General features: G+C 71.6%; 17 protein-coding genes. 6 read left to right on the top strand and 11 right to left on the bottom strand.

The features are described from left to right. Nucleotides 1-238: 238 nt before the first annotated feature. A complete protein-coding gene (locus tag OG485_RS32055) occupies nt 239-1,726 on the bottom strand; it encodes a DUF692 domain-containing protein (RefSeq protein ID WP_328672063.1) in 1,488 nt (495 codons plus the stop codon). Nucleotides 1,727-2,112: 386 nt separating this feature from the next. Here OG485_RS32055 and OG485_RS32060 point away from each other — a divergent pair, with 386 nt between their 5' ends. Continuing rightward, nucleotides 2,113-2,931 carry an SAM-dependent methyltransferase gene (locus OG485_RS32060; RefSeq protein ID WP_328672064.1) on the top strand — a complete coding sequence of 273 codons (819 nt, stop codon included), beginning with the start codon at nt 2,113-2,115 and terminating at the stop codon, nt 2,929-2,931. Between the two features lie 129 nt (nt 2,932-3,060). Here the strand turns inward: OG485_RS32060 and OG485_RS32065 are convergent, their stop codons facing one another. Both OG485_RS32065 and OG485_RS32070 read right to left on the bottom strand, forming a co-directional pair. Continuing rightward, entirely contained in the window at nt 3,061-3,984 is a 924-nt protein-coding gene (locus OG485_RS32065; RefSeq protein ID WP_328672065.1) for a helix-turn-helix domain-containing protein, read from the bottom strand. A 129-nt stretch (nt 3,985-4,113) separates the two neighbouring features. Further along, nucleotides 4,114-4,344 carry a DUF397 domain-containing protein gene (locus OG485_RS32070; RefSeq protein ID WP_328672066.1) on the bottom strand — a complete coding sequence of 77 codons (231 nt, stop codon included), beginning with the start codon at nt 4,342-4,344 and terminating at the stop codon, nt 4,114-4,116. A gap of 291 nt (nt 4,345-4,635) precedes the next feature. Here OG485_RS32070 and OG485_RS32075 point away from each other — a divergent pair, with 291 nt between their 5' ends. Then, on the top strand, nt 4,636-5,109 hold the full coding sequence (locus tag OG485_RS32075) for a hypothetical protein (RefSeq protein ID WP_328672067.1): 474 nt from the start codon (nt 4,636-4,638) through the stop codon (nt 5,107-5,109). A gap of 9 nt (nt 5,110-5,118) precedes the next feature. On the opposite strand, the gene OG485_RS32080 is transcribed toward OG485_RS32075, so the two are convergent. From OG485_RS32080 to zapE, 4 genes are all read right to left on the bottom strand, one after another. Then, a complete protein-coding gene (locus OG485_RS32080; protein WP_328672068.1) occupies nt 5,119-5,871 on the bottom strand; it encodes a peptidyl-tRNA hydrolase in 753 nt (250 codons plus the stop codon). Nucleotides 5,872-5,954: 83 nt separating this feature from the next. Next, a complete protein-coding gene (locus OG485_RS32085; protein ID WP_328672069.1) occupies nt 5,955-6,164 on the bottom strand; it encodes a hypothetical protein in 210 nt (69 codons plus the stop codon). Between the two features lie 74 nt (nt 6,165-6,238). Next, entirely contained in the window at nt 6,239-7,345 is a 1,107-nt protein-coding gene (locus OG485_RS32090) for a slipin family protein (protein ID WP_328672070.1), read from the bottom strand. A gap of 370 nt (nt 7,346-7,715) precedes the next feature. Then, nucleotides 7,716-8,861, bottom strand: coding sequence for a cell division protein ZapE (gene zapE, locus OG485_RS32095; RefSeq protein WP_443048797.1), 1,146 nt, complete (start codon nt 8,859-8,861; stop codon nt 7,716-7,718). Between zapE and OG485_RS32100 the strand changes: the two genes are divergently transcribed. The 4 genes from OG485_RS32100 (at nt 8,860) to msrB (ending at nt 12,277) form a co-directional block, all read left to right on the top strand. Next, nucleotides 8,860-9,669 (top strand): pyrimidine reductase family protein, encoded by an 810-nt coding sequence (locus OG485_RS32100; protein WP_328672072.1) that lies wholly within the window; start codon nt 8,860-8,862, stop codon nt 9,667-9,669. The two genes, zapE and OG485_RS32100, sit on opposite strands and share 2 nt — an antisense overlap. 116 nt (nt 9,670-9,785) lie before the next feature. Continuing rightward, nucleotides 9,786-10,259: an indole-3-glycerol phosphate synthase gene (locus OG485_RS32105; RefSeq protein WP_328672073.1), complete on the top strand. Its 474-nt coding sequence runs from the start codon at nt 9,786-9,788 to the stop codon at nt 10,257-10,259. Between the two features lie 174 nt (nt 10,260-10,433). Then, entirely contained in the window at nt 10,434-11,822 is a 1,389-nt protein-coding gene (murC, locus tag OG485_RS32110; protein WP_328672074.1) for a UDP-N-acetylmuramate--L-alanine ligase, read from the top strand. 47 nt (nt 11,823-11,869) lie between these two features. Continuing rightward, nucleotides 11,870-12,277, top strand: coding sequence for a peptide-methionine (R)-S-oxide reductase MsrB (msrB, locus tag OG485_RS32115; RefSeq protein WP_328672075.1), 408 nt, complete (start codon nt 11,870-11,872; stop codon nt 12,275-12,277). 46 nt (nt 12,278-12,323) lie between these two features. Here msrB and OG485_RS32120 read toward each other — a convergent pair whose 3' ends face one another. The 4 genes from OG485_RS32120 to eccD are packed head-to-tail and all read right to left on the bottom strand — an operon-like array spanning nt 12,324 to nt 20,334. Further along, nucleotides 12,324-13,745: a DUF6177 family protein gene (locus tag OG485_RS32120; protein ID WP_328672076.1), complete on the bottom strand. Its 1,422-nt coding sequence runs from the start codon at nt 13,743-13,745 to the stop codon at nt 12,324-12,326. Next, nucleotides 13,742-17,737 carry a type VII secretion protein EccCa gene (eccCa, locus tag OG485_RS32125; RefSeq protein ID WP_328672077.1) on the bottom strand — a complete coding sequence of 1,332 codons (3,996 nt, stop codon included), beginning with the start codon at nt 17,735-17,737 and terminating at the stop codon, nt 13,742-13,744. The genes OG485_RS32120 and eccCa overlap by 4 nt, the downstream gene beginning before the upstream one ends. Nucleotides 17,738-17,780: 43 nt before the next feature. After that, complete coding sequence (locus OG485_RS32130; protein WP_328672078.1) at nt 17,781-18,944, bottom strand: hypothetical protein; 1,164 nt, start codon at nt 18,942-18,944, stop codon at nt 17,781-17,783. A gap of 10 nt (nt 18,945-18,954) precedes the next feature. Continuing rightward, complete coding sequence (gene eccD / locus OG485_RS32135) at nt 18,955-20,334, bottom strand: type VII secretion integral membrane protein EccD (protein WP_328672079.1); 1,380 nt, start codon at nt 20,332-20,334, stop codon at nt 18,955-18,957. Between the last annotated feature and the right edge of the window lie 5 nt (nt 20,335-20,339).

Genomic DNA, 20,339 nt, shown 5'->3' on the forward strand with positions numbered 1-20,339 from the left:
TGCCGTACGCGAAGACGGGATCGGGCTGAGGGGAGAAGGTGCCGGTTGTGGTGGTTCGCGCGTACGCCGGAACACCTTGAAGCGGTTGAAACGGGGCGCACACATGACCTTCACGAGCGGAGGTGTTACTCCGGGCACACTCCGCGGGTGAGGTGTGTCGGGGTGCCCGGTCCAGGCGGCGCGCCGTGGCCGGTGGCGCGCGGCCGCGTACCGGCGGGAACCCGCCCGGCACGCCCGCTCAACGCCGGAGCAGCACCCGGCGGGTGGCCCGGGCCAGCCGGGCCGCGGGCCGCCCGGACAGCGGGGCCGGACCCGATCGTTCCAGCCACCAGTCGCGCAGCCGCCGCGTGTCCGCGCCCTCCGGGAGCCCCGTGAGCAGCAGGTGTTCGGCGAAGTCCAGGGCGTCCCGGCGGTAGCCGCCGGTCATCGGACGCCGCTGCGCGTACGCGAGGAACGCCGGGCGGTAGGCGTCGGCCAGGATCTCCGGCAGCTCCGGGGCCACCTTCGCCACGACGTCCGCCCGCTTGGCGGCGAGGGCGCGCGCCTGCACCCCGAGGCGGACGCGGTCGAAGCCCTCGGGGGCGGGGGTCCCGGCGACGAGCGCGGACAGCAGGGCGGCCTGCGCCAGTGCCACCCGTTGACGACGGGCGTCGTCGGTGCCGGCGCGTGAACCCGGTCCGGCCTGCCCGCCCGGTCCGGCCGACCCGTCCGGTGCGGCCTCGGCGTCACCCGGGGTCAGGGACGCCGGCGTGGCGATCGCGGGAGCGGTCGGCGAGGTGTCCGGACTCCGCGTCGGCTCCGTTTCCGCCCCCGCCTCCCCGGCGGCCACCGGGGCGGCGGCCCCGCAGCCCACCAGGGCCGCCGTACCCCGCTCCGCCGCCCGGGTCCCGGCCTTCGCCGTCTCCAGCGTTCCCCGGATCGCGGTCAGCTCCCGCTCCAGTTCGGCCGGGTCGGGGAAGTTCTCGTCGCGTTCGAGGAGGACCCCCGGCGGGGTCACCCGGGACGCGAGGTCGGCGAGGATGTCGAGCACGGGCCGCGTGACGGGATGGGCGTGGCTGTCGTGCCATACGCCGTCACGCTCGAAGCCCCCGGCGACGTGGACGTAGGCGATCGCCTCGACGGGCAGTTCGTCGAGCGCCTTGGCGGGGTCCTCGCCGCGGTTGACGTGGTTGGTGTGGAGGTTGGCCACGTCGATGAGCAGCCGGACGCCGGTGCGGTCGACCAGGTCGTACAGGAACTGGCCCTCGGTCATCTCCTCGCCGGGCCAGGAGATCAGCGCGGCGATGTTCTCGACGGCGAGCGGGACGGGCAGCGCGGCCTGAGCGGCGCGGACGTTCTCGCACAGGACGTGCAGCGCGTCCCGGGTGCGGGGAACGGGCAGCAGGTGCCCGGCCTCCAGCAGGGGCGACGCGGTGAGCGGGCCGCCCGCCCGGACGAACGCGATGTGTTCCGTGACGAGGGGTGAGCCCAGCGCCTCGGCGCGCTCCGCGAGCGCGGTGAGCCGCGCCTCGTCGGGCCGGTCGGCGCCGCCGAGGCCCAGGGAGACGCCGTGCGGCACCACCGTGATCCCCCGCTCGCGCAGCCGCAGCAGCGACTCGGGGAGATGACCGGGGCACACGTTCTCCGCCACGGCCTCGACCCAGTCGACGCCGGCCATGTTCTCCACGGCCTCGGCGATCTCCGGCCTCCACCCGATGCCCGTACCCAGCCGCCCCGGCTCCCTCATGTCCCCTCCTCCGTCACGGCCTCGGCCGCGCCCCGCCCCTACGTCGCTCCCCACGACGGCCGGTGCACCGGCGTGACCAGGTCATGGCCCCGGGGACCGGGACCGAACCCCCCGGGGCGGACGTTCAGAGCAACATTTGAGGTTTCGCGCCCGGCGGCCCCGCGTCACGCCGATGCGCGGCGGACGACCGCCCGGCACGGGGCACGACCGGCGGCGGTCCCTGCCGATCGGTCATTTCGGGCCACAACGGTGAACAAGGGGGCGTCAATTGGCCTGAAAGCCCTCCCGCGTCCTTCGTTCGGGGGCTGGTAACGCCAACTTCCGTTTCCCTAAGATGTATTGCCGGTCGGGCCGGTCAGGCCTGCCGACACTGATCTGGGGGAACGATGCAGCCTGGCGAGCAGCTGACCAAGTCGATCGATGCCACGGTGCCCACGGCCGCGCGCATGTACGACCACTACCTCGGCGGCAAGGACAACTACGCCGCCGACCGGGCGGCCTGCGAAGAGCTGGACAAGGTCGTGCCCAGCACGCGCGCGCTCGCTCTGAACAACCGGCGCTTCCTCCAGCGCGTGGTCCGGACGCTGGCGGACGGCTACGGGATCAGGCAGTTCCTCGATCACGGATCCGGCCTGCCCACCCAGAACAACGTGCACCAGGTCGCCCAGACGGTCGACGAGACCTCCCGGGTGGTCTACGTGGACAGCGATCCGATGGTGCTGGTGCACGGCCGGGCCCTGCTGGACCAGAACGAGCGGACCGCCGTCATACACGCCGACCTGCGGCAGACGGAGGAGATCTTCTCCCACCCCGACACCCGGCGGCTGATCGATCTCTCGCAGCCGGTGGCCGTGCTGTTCAACTCGGTGTTCCACTGCATCCCGGACAGCGAGGCCGACGGGCCCCTCCCCGTGATCCGCCGCGTCGCCGACCGGCTGGCGCCCGGCAGCTTCATGGTGATGTGCCAACTGGTCAGCGAGGACGCCGAGGTCCGCGACTTCGTCACCGGGTTCATGGACACCGCGACGCAGGGGCACTGGGGCCGGGTCCGCCAGGAGAAGGACGTGGAGCAGTTCTTCGACGGCATGGACATCCTCGAACCCGGACTGGTCGAGGTGTCCACCTGGCGTCCGGACACCGACGTCGTGCCGCGCCAGCTCACGCAGGAGTGGATCGAGTTCGGCGGGGTCGGCCGGATACGCTAGCTCCGGTCCACTTCCGGCCCCCGGCGCCTGCGGCGGGACCCGCTCGCGTGTGCCCGGCGGGACCTGTACGGCGGGAGCGATGTCCGGCGGGACCTGTCGGCAGCGGTCCGGGCCCGGTGTGACGGTCCGTCAGTGCGAGGCGTTGTACCGCTGTTCCACCGTGCTGCGCAGCAGCGCCAGGGACGCGCGCGGGCTGAGGGCCTCGTCGGCGAGCCGGTCCAGTACCACCCGGTACTCCTCCGTCTCGTCTCGGTCCTCCAGGAAGTTGGCGCTCCTGATGTGCTCCAGATAGACGATGTCGGGCAGTTCGACGCCACCGAAGCGCAGATAGGTGACGGGGATCGCCGGAGCCGAGGCGTTGGTGACGTCCAACGGCACGATCTGCACGACCACATGGGGCCGCTGGGCCATCTCGACGAGGTGCTGCAGCTGCGCGCGCATCACCTCACGGCTGCCCAGAACGCGCAGCAGTACGGACTCGTCGACGACGGCCCACAGCTGAGGGGCGTCCACCCGGTTCAGCAGCTCCCGCCGGCGCATGCGCAACTCCACCCGGCGCTGCACCTCGGCGGCGGGCGCCGTCGGGAGCCCGCGTTCCACCACGGCCCGTGTGTAGTCGGGGGTCTGCAACAGGCCCGGAACGTACTGGATCTCGAAGGTGCGGATGGTGGTGGCCGCCTCCTGGAGTCCGACCAGCCGGTCGAACCACTCGGGCATCAGCCGCTTGTCGTAGCGCTGCCACCACCCCGGCTCGCCCGCGCGCTTGAGCAGTCTGAGCAGGACCGACACTTGGTAGTCCTCGGTCCCGTACAGGTCGAGCAGCGCGCGGACGTCGCCCTCCGTCGGCGGCCGACGGCCCTTGCCCGCCTCTATGCGCGACAGCTTCGCCGCGCTGAACCCCAGGGAACGCGCCGCCTGTTCCTGGGACAGCCCCGCGTCCTCGCGGGCGCCGGCCAGCTGAACGCCGACCAGCATCTTCAGCAGAGTAGGGGCGGGCTCCTCCCGGCTCAGATACGGTTCGAGGCGGGAGACGCGGGGTGACTCGACGGACATCCTGACTCCCAGTCGACCGGCAGAAGACAGTCAAAATTATCGCACTGCCCCGGACTCTGCCGCAGGGGGAGACAGAAGTGGACAACCATCGTTCCGTTTCAACGGAATTCGAAGCATCGGACGCCTGGATCAGAGCAGGTGGTCGAACTCCCCGTCCTTCGCGCCGGCCAGGAACGCGGCCACTTCCGCGGGGGTGTAGACGAGGGCCGGACCGTCGGGGTCGCGGGAGTTGCGTACCGCGATACCTCCGTCGCCGAGGTCGGCCACCTCGACGCAGTTGCCTTCGGCATTGCTGTGCCTGCTCTTGATCCAGGAGGCGTCCAGCGAGCTGGCCCGCACTCCGTTCGGCACTGATGGCACCAACGCACTCTCCTTGCTGACGTTCCACCAGGTGTGAGTCCGCCCGGCCGCCCGGTCGCGGGCTCCGGCCGGACCTCACGTGGCCCAAAACTCTCTCCGGCTTCATGCAATTTCTCGTGCAATTGCACGAAGACGCTGACAGCGTGGATAATAGCCGTGGCGTCAACCTCGTTACCAGGGGCGTGTAGTGACGTCGGCTCAGCCGCTCCCCCGGGGAGCGTGATCGTCCGGGACGGGCCCTCGGCCCGCCCGCGCACCTGTCACTGTCCGACGCCTTCGGAGGGAGCGGAAATGGCAACACCACTCGGGAATCTGGCACGCGTGCCGTGGGACGAGATCAAGGATTCCAAGGGGTCGGCGGAAGCCATCCCCTTCCTCCTCAACACCGTCGCCTGGGGTGACGCGGCAACGGCCAGGGCGGCACTCCAGGACCTGAGGGAACGAATCTGCCAGTTCGGATTCGTCGTGGAGCAGGCGACGGCCGCCACCGTCCCCTTCCTCTGGGAACTCGCCGAACTCCCCCAGGTCACCTGCCGCGTTCAGATAATCCAGCTCCTGAGGGACATCGCGGACGCACGGCAGTGGGAACGCACGGCCGCCGCCTACCCCAAACTCCTCAACCGCCGGGAGAACTGGGTGGGATGGGAGCGCGAAGCCCGCCAGGCCGTGCGCGCCCACAGAGGAACCCTCCAGCACCTGCTCGCCGAGCCGGACACCGAACTCGTCCGCGTCACGGCGGAACTCGCCACCACGCTGGCGAAGTAGGGGCCGCCGTCAGACCGCCGCATCCGGAACGCTGTGCGGCAGGGCGCCGACGCGGTCGTGCCCCTCGACGGCGACCGTCAGTCCGGGAGCGATCTCCGTGAACCCCGCGTCACGGACCAACGGCAGCTCGGAAGCGCTGAGTTCACTCCAGCGGGCCGGATCGGCCGTGCGCACCGAGAGGGCGAAGCCCGCCTCGCGCCAGGCGGTCCGCTCCTTCTCCGACAGCTCCCACCAGGCCAGCTGGGCGCCATGGCCCGTCTGCGCCATCGTCTTGCCGGCCGACATGTCGAGCTCCGGGTTCAGCCACAGCACGGGCGCCGCCGGATCGGCCGGTGCCGGGGGCTCCGGATCGTCGAGATCCGTGCCGGACACCTGGAGCCGTGCCAGGTCCTTGGGCCAGCCGTCCAGCGGTACGGGCGGGAAAACCCGTACCTCCGCGGACCGCCCGGTCACGGTGATGCCGGGCAGAGCCTCGGCCCGCCGCCACTCGGCTCCACGCGCCCGCCGCACGACCTTGCGGATCCGGGCGTCCTGCCAGTCCCGCATCGCCCGCGCCCAGATACCGTCCCCGAGCGACCGCTCGTCGCTCAGGATGGTCAGCACGGCCCGGGCTGCGGTCTCCAGCGCGTCGGTGCGCGCCGGGGGAGCGGCCTTCTCGATGTGCACGACCAGCGGCAGCACGAACTGCCGTGCCTCGTCGCGCCCGGTGGGCTCGTCACGGAACGGGCTGTCGTCGGCGGGGGTCGGGTCGTCGCTGCTCACGCCCCCAGTCTGCCAGGCGGAAGATCCGTTCCGGACGGACGGTCCGGTTCCGGAGCCGCGCGTCCTGCCGGTGCCCGCGCCGGTCAGCCCGAACACGCGGTGCGCTGTGCCTCCTGCCAGGCGCAGACGGGGCACAGCGTGATCCCCCTGTACGACTCCGGATACTCGGTCGGTTCACGGCACAGCACGCACTCCGCGTACGGCGGCCCGGCCTGCTCGGCCGCCGGGACGAGGGCATCGCGGGACTTCGTGTCCGGCCCGTCTCCGCCGGTCGCGCAGTGGTCGTCGCTCATGCCTCCACCTTACGAGGAGGCACACCGATGCCCCAGGCCGGTTCAGCCGCCGAGTTCCCCCTCGTCCGCGCGGGCTATCCCGCAGGTGCCTCCGGCTCCGCGCGTTCTGCCGCGGTCGTGGACCGGTCCGCGTCGTTCCCGTACGCGTCGACGGTCCCGAACTCGCCGGGATTCCCCGCATCCTTGGGTCCCTCCGGTTCCGCGGGCACCCTGGGCTCACCCAGGATCCCGAACGTGTCCGGGATGCCGAGTCCGTCCGTGTCCGCGAACGCCTCCGGAAGGCCGAGAGCCTCCGGCACTCCGTTGATCCGCTCCGGCGGGGCGGGAGGCTCGACGGGCTCGACCGCCGGCTGCCGCTCCTCCGCGGGCGGCGCTTTCGGCCGCCGCTCCCGCTGCGACTCCGTCACCACCGGCGGCTGTCCCGACTGGGCCCGTTCCAGGAAGCGCAGCAGTTCGACCGGGAAGGGCAGGACGAGGGTGGAGTTCTTCTCGGCCGCGACGGCCACCACCGTCTGGAGCAGCCGCAGTTGGAGCGCGGCCGGCTGTTCCGACATCACCTCGGCGGCCTGCGCCAGCTTCTTGGACGCCTGAAGTTCCGCGTCCGCGTTGATGATCCGGGCCCTGCGCTCGCGGTCGGCCTCGGCCTGGCGGGCCATGGACCGTTTCATCGTCTCGGGCAGCGACACGTCCTTGATCTCGACCCGGTCGATCTGCACGCCCCAGCCGATCGCCGGGCTGTCGATCATCAACTCCAGCCCCTGGTTGAGCTTTTCGCGGTTGGAGAGCAGGTCGTCCAGGTCGCTCTTGCCGATGATCGACCGGAGGGAGGTCTGTGCCATCTGGGAGACCGCGAAGCGGTAGTCCTCGACCTGGATGATCGCGTTCGCCGCGTCCACCACCCGGAAGTAGACGACCGCGTCCACGCGGACCGTGACGTTGTCCCGGGTGATGCCCTCCTGGGCCGGGATGGGCAGGGTCACGATCTGCATGTTGACCTTGCGCAGCCGGTCCACGAACGGCACGACCATGGTGAAGCCGGGGGAACGGACCTCTCCCGCGAGCCGCCCGAGGCGGAAGACGACTCCGCGTTCGTACTGCTTGACCACCCGGGCGCCGGCCGCGACGTAGATCACCGAGGCGGAACAGGCCGCCGTGATCGCCACGATGAGTTCCTGGACCATGACGACCCCCTTCCGAGCCGCCCGACAAGTCTGGCCATTCCACTCTACGTCGCGGGGGCACGGTTGTTGCCGGGCCGGCGAGGAGGGGCTCCTGGTGCCCTGCCCCGCGTCGCGCCGCATGATCCGAACGGCGGACCCTAGTGCCGCGTCAGCCGAGGTTCGCCCCGTCGCGGCGCCCGGCACGCTCCCCCAAGCTCTTCGAGCAGGGGGACCCCCACTCGCCGCACCGGCCGAAAGCCCAAGTACGTCCAGTACGAGGACTTCCGGCCGGCACGCCGAGAGCACGCTCCCCCAAGCTCTCGGCTTCGCTCGAGCAGGGGGGACCCCCATGACGCCGCTCCTCGAAGGGCGGACCTTGACTAACACGGCACTAGGCTCCCGGGCCCTCCACGAGCCCCTTCGCGTCGCGGGCGAGCGCGGTCAGGCGGGAGATCGCGCGGAAGTACTTCTTGCGGTAGCCGCCGTTCAGCATCTCCTCGCTGAACAGCCGGTCGAAGGGCATTCCGGAGGCGAGGACCGGTACCTCGCGGTCGTACAGCCGGTCGGCGAGCACGACGAGCCGCAGCGCCGTCGACTGGTCCGGGACGGGCTGGACGTCGGTGAGGCAGACCGCCTGGATCCCGTCCGTCAGGGCGCCGTACCGGCTGGGATGGACGCGGGCGAGATGGCCGAGCAGGTGCGGGAAGTCGTCGAGGGACGCGCCGTCGGTGGCGTACGCGGCCTTGGTGACCTGCTCCTCGGAGAACGGGGCGGGCGCCTCGGGCAGGCCGCGGTGGCGGTAGTCCTCGCCGTCGATGCGCAGGGAGCGGAAGCGGGAGGAGAGGCCCTGGATCTCCCGCAGGAAGTCGGCGGAGGCGAACCGGCCCTCGCCGAGTTTGCCCGGAAGCGTGTTCGAGGTGGCGGCGAGCGCCACGCCCGCGTCGACCAGCTTGCCGAGCAGGGTGGAGACGAGGACGGTGTCGCCCGGGTCGTCGAGTTCGAACTCGTCGATGCACAGGAGGCGGTGCCCGGAGAGGGTCTGCACGGTCTTCTGGAAGCCGAGCGCGCCGACCAGGTTGGTCAGCTCGACGAAGGTGCCGAACGCCTTGAGCGCGGGCTCCGCCGGGGTCGCGTGCCACAGCGAGGCCAGGAGGTGGGTCTTGCCGACGCCGTAACCGCCGTCCAGGTAGACACCCCGGGGACCGGCCGGCGTCTTCGGGGCCTTGCCGCGGCCGAACAGCCTCCGCTTGGGCGTACCCACGGCGTGCGCTCCGCCGAGACCCCCGGCGAAGGCCTCCAGGATGCCTACGGCCTCGATCTGGCTGGGCTGGTTCGGGTCCGGGATGTACGTGGCGAAGCGGACCGAGTCGAAGCGCGGCGGCGGCACCATCTCGGCGACGAGCCGGTCGGCGGGGACGTGCGGCTCGCGGGCGCACAGGGACAGCGGGGCCGCTTCGGCTATCGGGTCGATCGCGGAGGCGGTGGAGGTGGACGACACGGTTCCCCACTCTATGCGCCGTGCCAGACTGCACGGCATGCGACGCCTGTTCCCTGTGACCCATGAAACAGCAGCCGAGGCCTCCGGCGAGGCCTCGGGGGCGGATGTGACGGAACGCGAGTGGGAGCTCGGGGAACTGGCGGAGGCGTACGCCTATCCCGAGGTCCGGTGGCCCTGGCTCCGGGCCAACATGGTCTCCACGCTCGACGGCGCCGCCCAGCACGACGGGCGCTCGCAGCCCATCTCGAACGCCACCGACATGAGGATCTTCGGTGTGCTCCGGGGGCTCGCGGACGTCGTGGTCGTCGGGGCGGAGACGGTGCGGCAGGAGGGCTACCGGCCGGCCCGCGCGCGTGAGGCCTTCGCGGCGCTGCGGGAGGCCGCCGGGCAGGGCCCCGCGCCCGCGATCGCGGTGGTCACGGCGAGCCTCGACCTGGACTTCTCGCTGCCGCTGTTCACCTCGCCCCTGGTGCCCACGCTGGTGCTGACCGGTGCCGCGGCGGCCCCGGACCGGGTCGCCGAGGCCGAGCGTGCGGGTGCGCGGGTGGTGATCGCCGGGGACGGCATGGGGATCGATCCCGCGCGTGCCGTACGGGCCCTGGGCGACCTCGGGCACACCAGACTGCTGACCGAGGGCGGGCCGAGGCTGCTGGGCCAGCTGATCGCGGCCGGTGTCCTGGACGAGATGTGCCTGACGCTGGCCCCGATGCTCGCCGCGGGTGACGCCCAGCGGATCGCGGGAGGGCCCTCGGTGCCGGTTCCCCAGCAGTTCGGACTGGTGTCCCTGCTGGAAGAGGCCGGGTTCCTGTACAGCCGGTACGGTCGGTCCGGCCGACAGTCGGAATAGTAGATTCCGTTTCTCTTCGGCCGGGCACACTAATTCGCGCAGTACCCGTGCTGTCACGGGGCAGGATGGTTTCCGCAGGGGGCCGGGACGGCCCACGGACGAGAAGGGCGCCTGTCGTGTTCACGAGCGTATTGATGATCGAGAAGGCCCTGACGTCCGCCGACGTGGAGTTCGTCACCACCTTGCACGGTGACGAGACAGTCGCCTTCCACGTGCTCCTCCAGCCCCGGGGCGACCAGGCGGACCGGCTGCTGCGGGCCATCGACGACGTCGCGATGGGCGAGCTCGACGAGGCGACCCGCGAGGGCGAGACGCCGGAGGGCGAGGAGGCCGTCGGCCAGGGCGAGCGGGCGCTGGAGGTGTCGCTGCTGGCCCTGCGCGGGTCCGGCAGCACGGCCGAGGGCCGGCTGATCGAGGACCACCCCCTCGACGCGCTGAAGACCCTGGTCGACCAGGTGGAGGCCGACGAGGTCATCGTGCTGACCGACCCCCACTACGTGGAGGAGTTCTTCCACCGCGACTGGGCCTCCCGGGCCCGCCACAAGGTGGGCGTGCCGGTCCTGAAGCTGTTCTCGCACAGCAAGGCGTGAGTCGGCTTCCGGTTCCGGGGACCGGAGAGCGGCCCGGGAGCGAGTCCCCGGGCGCCCGGGTCCGTCCGCCGGTGTCCCTTGTGAGGCGCTGTCCGCCGCACCCAATAGGCTGGGCCCGCGTTCCCCTCGGGAGAACGCGCCCACCTTCGTACCGGATCTTGGGGAGATACACGCATGGCACCCGGCCTTCCTACCGCGATGGACCGACCGCACTTCATCGGCATCGGCGGCGCCGGGATGTCGGGCATCGCGAAGATCCTCGCGCAGCGTGGAGCCCAGGTGGCGGGCAGCGACGCGAAGGAGTCCGCCACCGCCGAGGCGCTGCGCGCGCTGGGCGCCACGGTCCACATCGGGCACGCCGCCGGCCACCTCGCCCCCGACGCCACCTGTGTCGTGGTCTCCTCCGCGATCCGCGCGGACAACCCGGAGCTCGCCCGCGCGGCCGAGCTCGGCATCCCGGTCGTCCACCGCTCGGACGCCCTCGCCCGGCTGATGGACGGCCTGCGCCCGATCGCGGTCGCTGGCACGCACGGCAAGACGACCACCACCTCGATGCTGGCCGTGTCCCTGTCCTCGCTCGGCCTCGCCCCGTCGTACGCCATCGGCGGCGACCTCGACGCCCCCGGTTCGAACGCCCTGCACGGCGAGGGCGAGATCTTCGTCGCCGAGGCCGACGAGTCGGACCGCAGCTTCCACAAGTACGCGCCCGAGGTCGCGATCATCCTCAACGTCGAACTCGACCACCACGCCAACTACGCGTCGATGGAAGAGATCTACGAGTCCTTCGAGACGTTCGTGGACCGCGTCACCGAGGGCGGCACGCTGGTGATCTCGGCGGACCACGAGGGCGCCCGCGAGCTGACCCGCCGGGTCACCGGCCGCGGGGTGCGCGTCGTGACGTACGGCGAGTCCGCCGACGCGGACGTCCGGGTGCTCTCCGTGGTCCCGCAGGGCCTGAAGAGCGAGGTGACGGTCCTGCTGGACGGCGCCGAGCTGACCTTCGCGGTCTCCGTCCCCGGCCGCCACTACGCGCACAACGCCGTGGCGGCGCTGGCCGCGGGGGTCGCCCTGGGCATCCCGGCCGCCGAGCTGGCCCCCGCGCTCGCCTCGTACACCGGCGTGAAGCGCCGCCTCCAGCTCAAGGGCGAGGCGGCCGGCGTCCAGGTCGTCGACTCCTACGCGCACCACCCGACCGAGATGACCGCCGACCTGGAGGCAATGCGCGCCGGCGCCTCGGGCCGCATCCTCGTGGTCTTCCAGCCGCACCTGTTCTCCCGCACCCAGGAGCTGGGCAAGGAGATGGGCGAGGCCCTGTCGCTGGCGGACGCCTCGGTCGTCCTGGACATCTACCCGGCCCGCGAGGATCCGATCCCCGGGATCACCAGCGAGCTGATCATCCAGGCCGCACGGACCGCGGGCGCGGAGGTGACGGCGGTCCACGACAAGGCCGAGGTCCCGTCCGCCGTCGCGGGAATGGCGAAGCCCGGTGATCTCGTTCTCACCATGGGCGCCGGCGACGTGACGGATCTCGGCCCCGAGATCCTCGCCCGCCTGGCCGAGTGACCGTGGCCCCTCAGCGGGGCCTCCTTGAATGTGAGGGGCTGAGCTTCATGTCGTACGACATCGAAAAGCCGGACGAGCAGTGGCGCGCGGAGCTGACCCCGGCCGAGTACACGGTGCTGCGCAAGGCGGGCACCGAACCCGCCTTCACCGGTGAGTACACCGACACCAAGAAGACGGGCGTCTACTCCTGTCGCGCCTGCGGCGCCGAACTCTTCACCTCCACGGAGAAGTTCGAGTCGCACTGCGGCTGGCCGTCCTTCTACGACCCGAAGGACTCGGACGCCGTCGAGCTGATCCAGGACCGTTCGCACGGAATGATGCGGACGGAGGTGCGGTGCGCCCGCTGCGGGTCGCACCTCGGCCATGTGTTCGAAGGTGAGGGGTATGCGACGCCGACGGACCAGCGGTACTGCATCAACAGCATCTCGTTGCGGCTGACGCCGGACGAGGGCTGACCCTCCCAGGGCCCTGATGGGCTTCGATCCAGGTCGCCCGGACCTGTCAGTGCGCCGTTCCCGGAGCGGCTCCGATGTGGGCCGTGAGGTGCTGAAGGGTGGTCCAGGCCCCGGGCGAGGTCCCGTCGCCGATCGGGTAGTGCAGGGCGGGTTCGGCGGCGGGGCCGAGCTGGACAGGGGTGGGGCCGAGGGGCGGGCTGAGGGCGTGGGCGAGGCCGACCGCCCTGAGCTCGCCGGGGCCCAGCGTGAATGTGTGGGGTACGGGCGGGGCTTCGAAGTGTGGGGGAACGGTCAGATCGCGACGGGCGGCGCGAAGTGACGTCAGCATGCTGGCCAGGGCGTGCTCGGCGCAGAGAGTCTCGGCGAGAAGTCCGATCCTGTCCAGGGGCGGGGTCTCGTCCTCGCCGTAGCCGAGAGTGAGGATGATGTCCTCCTCGACGCCGGCAGGGGTGCGGGTGACGCGGACGGTCGCGATGGCCGGGCGGTCCGGATGGCCGACGGCGATGAGCCAGGTCGGTCGGGGTGCGCGATCGCGCGCGAGGTCGGTCAGCCGGCGCGTCGACCAGGGAAGGCTGACGGGTTCGGCGGTGCTCCATCCGGCAGGTGGGGCACCGGTGAGAGCGCGCCAAGCGGCTTCCAGCGCCCGGCCGAGGACGAGATCCTCGTCGGCGGGGTGCCGGGTACGCAGGGAGAGGACGAGCTGGCGTTCGCCGGTGCCGGCGGTGGCCGTGAAGGCTTCCGCGACGGAGGCCGTGCCGTTCTCCCCGAGAACGGGGGTGAAGATGCCGCCCTTCCAGTGGAGTACGGCGCCGGACAGGCCGTCGTAGAAGCCGTGGTCGGCGTCTTGGACGACCCAGCGGTTGGGATGGCCGGTCAGCGCGATGCGGGTGGGCTGGGTCAGGCGGGTGGTGCACGGGGTGACGATCTGCAGGGCGCGGTCGTCGGCCGTCGCGCCGCGCAGGGCGTCGGAGAGCCAGCTGGTCATGGTGACGAAGGGGCGGTCCTGGATGACCACGGCAGCGTTGTCGGTGAGGACGTCCACTGCCGGAGCCGCCGTGGCGGGGACGGGGACGGCGGAGATGTCCGTGGTAAGCGGGACGACGTCGGTCGAGGCGGCTTCCGGAGGCCAGACCGAGCCGTTCAGGACGGTGGCGAGACGTCCGGCGAAGGAGCCCGCCAGCAGGCCGCCTTCCGCGACGGTGGTGGAGGCGCGGGCCTCGGTCCACCACACCGGGCTGTCGGGGAGACCGGGGCCGGCGCCGAGGAGGCGGGCGGTTTCACCGGGGACCTGGATGAGTACGGGGGCCTCGACGGAGACGAGGGGGCGCCCGTCGGGCGCGTGGAGCTGGATGACGGCGCTGTCGGCCAGCGTGCTCACACCGAGGTCTGGGCCTCCGGCGTAGAGACCCGCGAGGAGGGTGCGCAGGTCCGGCATCTTCGGGGTGAGGGCGATGACGTCCTTGGTCATGGAGCGGATCCCGGATCTTCGTCGGCTTCGTCCGTGACGGCGGTCTGGATGAGCCGGTGGTGGCCGCGGCGGACGAGGGTGCCGCGGCCGGGCGGCTGGGCGGAGGCGTACAGGCCGGGGAAGAGCTGGCCCTCGGAGCGGTCACCGGTCATGACGAGGGCGGTGGTGCCGGTCTCGCGCAGGGTGGTCAGCAGCGGTTCGTACAGGGCGCGGGAGGATCCGGCGGTGCGGCGGGCCATGACGAAGTGGAGGCCGATGTCCTGGGCGGAGGAGATGTACGGCAGGAAGGGTGCGAGGGGTTGCAGACCGGCGGTGGTGAGGACGTCGTAGTCGTCGATCAGGATCACGATCCGCGGTCCGGTGAACGAGGGCTCCGCACCGATCGCGTCGGGGTCGGCGGTCTCCGGCAGACGCTTCTCCAGCTCGGTCGCGATGCCCGTGGCCAGGGCGGCGGCGAGCTTCGCGTTGTGGGCGTAACCGCCGCGGTACGGCTCCGGAACGACGCCGCGCAGGCCGCGGCGCGGGTCGAAGACACCGAATACCAGCTCCTCGTCGCCGTACCGGGCCACGAGTTGCCGGACGATCAGCTTCAGCAGGTTGGTCTTGCCGCACTCGCTGTCGCCCAGGACCAGCAGGTGCTGATCGCTCCCGAACAGGTCCAGGAGGACCGGGGCGAGCGCGTCCTGGTCCACGCCGATGGGAATCGTCCCCGGCGCGGTGGCCGGTGAGGGGAGTTTCGCCGCGGGAAGCCGCTCCGGAAGCACCCGGACGGGGGCGGCGACGTCGCCGTGCCAGCCCGCACGGATCGTGCGGGCGGTCCGCTCCAGGGTGGCCGCGAGGTCGTCCGTGCGGGGGCGGTCGTCGATGCGGGGCAGCGCGACCTGCGCGAACAGTTTCCCGTCGGTCAGCACTCGGCCCGGCACATCGGGTGCGAGCGTCGCTGACAGCTTGCGGTCGATGGACGAGTCGGCCGGGTCGTTGAGCCGCAGTTCGACGCGCGTGCCGAACATCGACTGGGTGGCGATGCGGACGTCGTTCCAGCGCAGCATTCCGGCGACGACGTGGATGCCGTAGCCGCCGCCGCGCTTGAGGAGGTCGGCGACGGCGTCATCGAGATGGGTGAACTCGTCGCGCAGCGTGCCGAATCCGTCGATCAGCAGCACGACGTCGGTCGAGCCGAGCTGCGGCAGCCTGCCCTGGGCGCGCAGGTGGCGCAGATGGTCGACGGAGTCGATACCGTACGCGCGGAAGAGCTCCTCGCGCTCGGCGAGCATGGCGCGTACCTCGGCGACGGTACGCGCGGCTCGCTCGTGGTCGGCGCGCCCCGCGATGCCGCCGACCTGCGGCAGGCCGGCGAGAGCGGACAGGCCGCCGCCGACCAGATCGAGGCCGTAGACGGCGACGTCATACGGGGTGTGGGTGAGGGCAAGTGAGAGGGCGAGGGTACGCAGCAGGGTGGTCTTGCCGGACTGCGGGCCGCCGATGACGGCCGTGTGGCCGCCGGCGACGGTCAGGTCCAGCAGCCAGGGCCGTTGCCACTGCTTGGCCGGGTCGTCCAGAATACCCAGCGGAATGCGCATCGCGCCGTTGCGGTGCGCGAGCCGGAGGCCCTCCGGACCGGCTTCGAGGGGGCCGACGGCGGTGGCGAGGGTGACGGCGTCCGGCAACGGCGGCAGCCAGATCCGGCGCACCGGCGGGGCGGCGGTGGCGAGTTGGCCGACCATGACCGACATCACCGTCGGTCCGGTCTCTCGTCTGGTGGCTGCGTGTTCCTCCGCTGCGTCCGCAGGGGATGCGCCGAGCGTGTTGTATGTCGGATACGGCGACGCGAGCGGCTCGTCGTCCTTCTCGTTGTGCGGGTTCGGGCTGCGGTAAGCGCCGGAGACGTACCCCGCCTTGAAGCGTTCGTAGGTGGAGGTGTCGACCTTCAGATAGCCGAAGCCCGGCAGTGGCGGCAGGTTGAAGGCGTCCGTGGTGTCGAGCACGGTGCGCGACTCGTCGGCGGAGAAGGTACGCAGGCCCAGGCGGTACGACAGATACGTGTCCAGCCCCTTGAGCTTGCCGCCTTCGATGCGCTGGCTGGACAGCAGCAGATGGACGCCGATCGAGCGGCCGATGCGGCCGATCGACAGGAACAGATCGATGAAGTCCGGCTTGGCGGTGATCAGCTCGCCGAACTCGTCGATGACGACGAACAGGTGCGGCAGTGCTTCGAGGTCCGGGCGCCGGGTGGCACGCAGAACGGCGTAGTGACCGATGTCGGCGATGTCGCCGGCGTCCTTGAGTACCTGCTGGCGGCGCTTGACCTCGCCGGCGAGGCTGCTGTGGACACGTTCGACGAGCCCGGCCTGGTTCTCCAGGTTCGTGATCACCCCGGCCACGTGCGGGAGGCCGGTGAAGGGGGCGAAGGTGGCGCCGCCCTTGTAATCGACCAGGACGAGCGCCAGGTCCTCGGGGGAGTGGGTCGCGGTGAGCGCGAGGACGAGGGTGCGCAACAACTCGCTCTTGCCGGAGCCGGTCGCGCCCACGCACAGACCATGTGGGCCCATGCCGAGCTCGGAGGACTCCTTCAGGTCCAGCAGCACCGGATCATGGCGGTCCGTCAGGCCGATGGGCACACGCAGGAACGCTCGCTCGCTCCGCGGTGCCCACAGACGCTCGATGTCGAGCGCCGCGGGGTCGTCGATGCCCAGCAGGCCGGGGAAGTCCACGGGCCCGGAGACGGGGGTGCCCTCGGCCGCGGACTCCGCCGACAACCTGAGCGGGGCCAGCATGCGGGCCAGCCCTGCCGCGCTCGCAACGCTGATGGCGTCCGATGAGCCCTGTGCCGCCGGCGACGTGTCGCGCAGGTCCTCCACGGTGATCCGACCGTCGTCGACGGTGACGCGGACCGTCACCTGATCCGGCTCGTGCACGCGCTGCTCCAGCAGGTGCAGCACGGTCACGCCCATGTCCGACAGCTCAACCGCCGTGTCAGGACGGTGCAGTTCGGCTGCCGCCTCGCCGTACACGTCGCTGACGACCAGCAGCCGGTCTGTCATCCGCAGCGCGCCACGGTCCGACAGCCCGCGTCGTACCTCCGCCGCGTAGGAGGCACGCTGACGCAGATCGTGACGGCACAGCGTGGCCAGTTGGGCCAGATCCGGCGAGATCCGGCGGGCGGCGACCGGACCGTCGTGCTCGGACGGATCCAGGACGTGGGGGAGCCACTTGGCCCACTCCCACTCGGCCAGCCTCTCGGCGGGTACGGCGAGCGCGAGGGCCACGTCGTCCGGCGCATGTGCGACCGCGGTGTGGATCAGCAGGGCGTGGGCGACCCTCAGCACCCCTTGGCGGTCCCCCACGATGCTGACGTTTCCCGCCCGGTCCAAAGGCACGGTGAGCGGGAAGTCCGTCGCCGTGGCGAACCTCTCCCGCAGGGCGCGGGCCTCGTTGAGCATGAAGGGGTCCGGAGGAGCCAGGACCCCGCCCGCGCTGTTCTGCCCGACCACCAGTTCCTGTACCGGCACGTTCCCCGTTCCGACCCGTACCTGCAGGAAGTCGGTGTCCTGGCGGCGCCGCTCCCACAACCGGGCCGGATCGCGCACGAGGTCGTACAAGGCCTCGTGCGGCGGGTTGAGCAACCGCGCCCGCCCACGCTGCTCCAGCTCGAGGGAGCCGAGCTCGTCGCGCAGTTCCTCCAGGTATTCGAGATACCGCTCGCGCTGGGTGCGTCGGGTGCGCTGTGCCTTGCCTCTCTGGGACAGGAACAGCGCTGCCGCGCCGACCAGGGCGAAGACCAGGACGATCGCCCCGAGCGCGGCGAACTGGCTGTTGCGGATGACGGTCATCATCACGACCGAGCTGATGACGCCGGCCATCGGCAGCAATGCGGTCGCCGCGTTGCCGATCTTTCCCTCGGGCAGGTTGGGCGGCGGTTCGATGGTCCGCGGCTGGGACGGGGTGAGGGGGCGGGTGGAGCGCGCGGGCCGGTGGACGAGGTGCTGGGTCACGGACGGGCCCTTTCTCGAACAGGTCCTGAAGCCTGATGTCTGCTCATCGCACTCTCACCGCGCGGTGCATCGCCTCTGCCGCGAGGCGGACGGCGGCGTCCCGGGTGGCCCGGCCCAGCACGGAGGTGTGGATGGGGCCTCCCTGCGCCAGATGCCGGTCGTAGGGGAGCGGTACGACGGATACCCCCGTCTCTCGCAGGTGCGCGGCGGCCGTCTTCTCGTCGAGAGTGGTGTCGGGGGAGTTCGCGGACAGTGCCACGACGGTTCCGGCCAGGGCGGAGTGCGGCAGCTGGGCCAGCCAGTCCAGGACCTGCCGGGTGCCGTTGACGCCCTCCGCGGTCATCGGGGCGACCACCACCCGGGCATGGGCGGTGTCCATCGCCGTACGAGCCACATCACCCGGCAGCGTCTCGCAGTCCACCACCGTCACCGCGAAGTAGCGCCGCAGGGCCAGTGTGACCGTGCGGTATGTGCGGACGTCCATCGGCGCGCCGACGCGGCCCTGGCTTGCGGGGAGCAGCCATCCGCCATCGGCTACAGGCACCAAGTAGCCCGTGACATCGGTGAGTTGCATCGCGGGGGTGAGGATCCGAGCGATGTCGGCGCACGTCCAGCGCACCGATGCGGCGCCCATCCGTACGGGGAGGGTGCCCAGTGCGGTGTCGGCCTCCAGGGTGAGGACGGGGTCGTGTCGGTAGTGGTTGAAGGTGCGGCCCAGCAGGGCGGAGACGGTCGACTTGCCCACCCCGCCCCGGATGGATGTCACGGCGATGACTCGGCCGGTGGTGACCGGCTGCTGCAACTCCTGTGCGAGACGGGTCTCTTCGGCGACATCCCGGGAAGCTGACGCGGCGAGACCACGGAGTGCGCGTCCGGTCCGGCGGGTCACGGAATCGCCGTGCTGGGGCCGGCCCAGGGCGTGTGCCAGGCGGGGGTCGACGGTCGGTACGGACTCCGGGGTGTGCAGCGGAAGACGGGGATCACGGGGCGTCCGAACGGCGGGGTCCGACGACGGCGCGGAGACCTGGGCGGAACCCGGTGAGGCGGTGGATCGTGCGGCCTCGGGGGGCGTCGGCGCCGAGTGCGCCGGTCGAGGCCGTGCCGTGGGCCCGGTCGGCTCGGGGGCGGGACCCGCCGCTTCGTCCGAGCCGTCGTACTGTCCCAACTGCCGTAGTACGTCCTGCTGCCAGTCCTCTCGCTGAGCCATGAAGCCACCCCTACGCGAAGGTGTCGAGCAGACGCCCGTACACACCGAACGCCCCGATGAGGAGCGGAAACAGGGCGATGACTCCCACCGACTCGAGCGCATCGCCGAAGCGCCGCAACCGCACCCGCACATGCTCGGCGGGCTGCACGGTCAGCACCAGCAGCGGCACGAGAGCCAAAGTGATGAGCGAGGCCATCGGTCCCGCGGCACCGCGGTGTTCCTGCCAGACATCGAGGAACCGAACGGTGACCACCGCACCGGCTCCGAGCAGTGCCACGACCTCGGTGACGAGCGGGAAGGCACGTGCCCGCAGCGCCAGAACGGCCGCGGCCACCACGGCGAGCCACACGGTCCATGCCGAAGGCGCCCGCAGTACGAGAACCCCCGCGGTCATGGCTGAGGCGGCCAGGACGATCGTGGCGAGAGCCAGACCGCGATGAGTCGCGGTCAGGGCGGTGCGAACCTGCAGGCGGCTGACGGACATACCGCTCGAGCGCCGGTCGTCCAGCCCGGACAGACCGGATGCCGTGAGCGCGAGTCGCGGCAGCACGCCGAGGGCGACGACCGAGACGACGCTCAGCAGCGCGCCCGCACGGGCCTGCTCCACCGCTGTACCCGCGCCCGACTGGACCGCGAGCGCCGCCTGCCAGCAGACCGCGCAGCCGAACACCGCGACGGCACCGACGAGGCCGGCGCGGCCCAGCGGTGCGAACCAGCCCAGTAGGAGCAGCGCCACCACGAGGGCGAAGGCCATGCCTGCCAGGCGTACCGCGCCGGACCAGGCATGGGCGTCGGCCAGGGTCCATGTCCCGAGCGCGCCGAGGGTTCCCCCGGCGACGAGGAGCGTGGTGGCCAGGCCCCGTTGCGCGGCCCGGCCGAGAAGACTCCCCGCGAGTGAGCACACCACGGCGACGGCCACCAGAGTGCCGCCCACGGCCAAAGGCGCGAACTCCCGTCGGGCCAGGGCGCCGGCCACCGTGGCCCAGCCGACCGCCGCGACTCCGGCGACGAGGCGTCGGGCCGCGGGGCTCCACCGCCATGCCCGAACCTGCGGATCGCCGGCGGCCTCGTCGGTGACGTCGTGCACCACGGGTGCCGCAGGGGCGTCCTCCAGGCGCACGAGCCGCAGGATGGCCCCGTCCGGAATCCCGGCCGATTCCAGCGTGCTGTCGTCCGCCAGCGCGGAACCGTCGGGGGTGACCAGATGCCGTGACTCGGGGCGAGCCGACGGCCGGTCGTCCAGCAGTCGCATCACGTCGGGCAGGAGCAGCCCGACCGGTTCCCTGGAGGGGAGGACGAGATCGACCCGCCTGCGTTCGCCGACCAGGGTGACCCGGCTCAAAGCGGTCCGGCTCGGCGTCGTACGGCTCAGGGACCCCGCAGATATCACGCGTT

The organism is Streptomyces sp. NBC_00328, assembly GCF_036139655.1.
Taxonomy (GTDB): Bacteria; Actinomycetota; Actinomycetes; order Streptomycetales; family Streptomycetaceae; genus Streptomyces.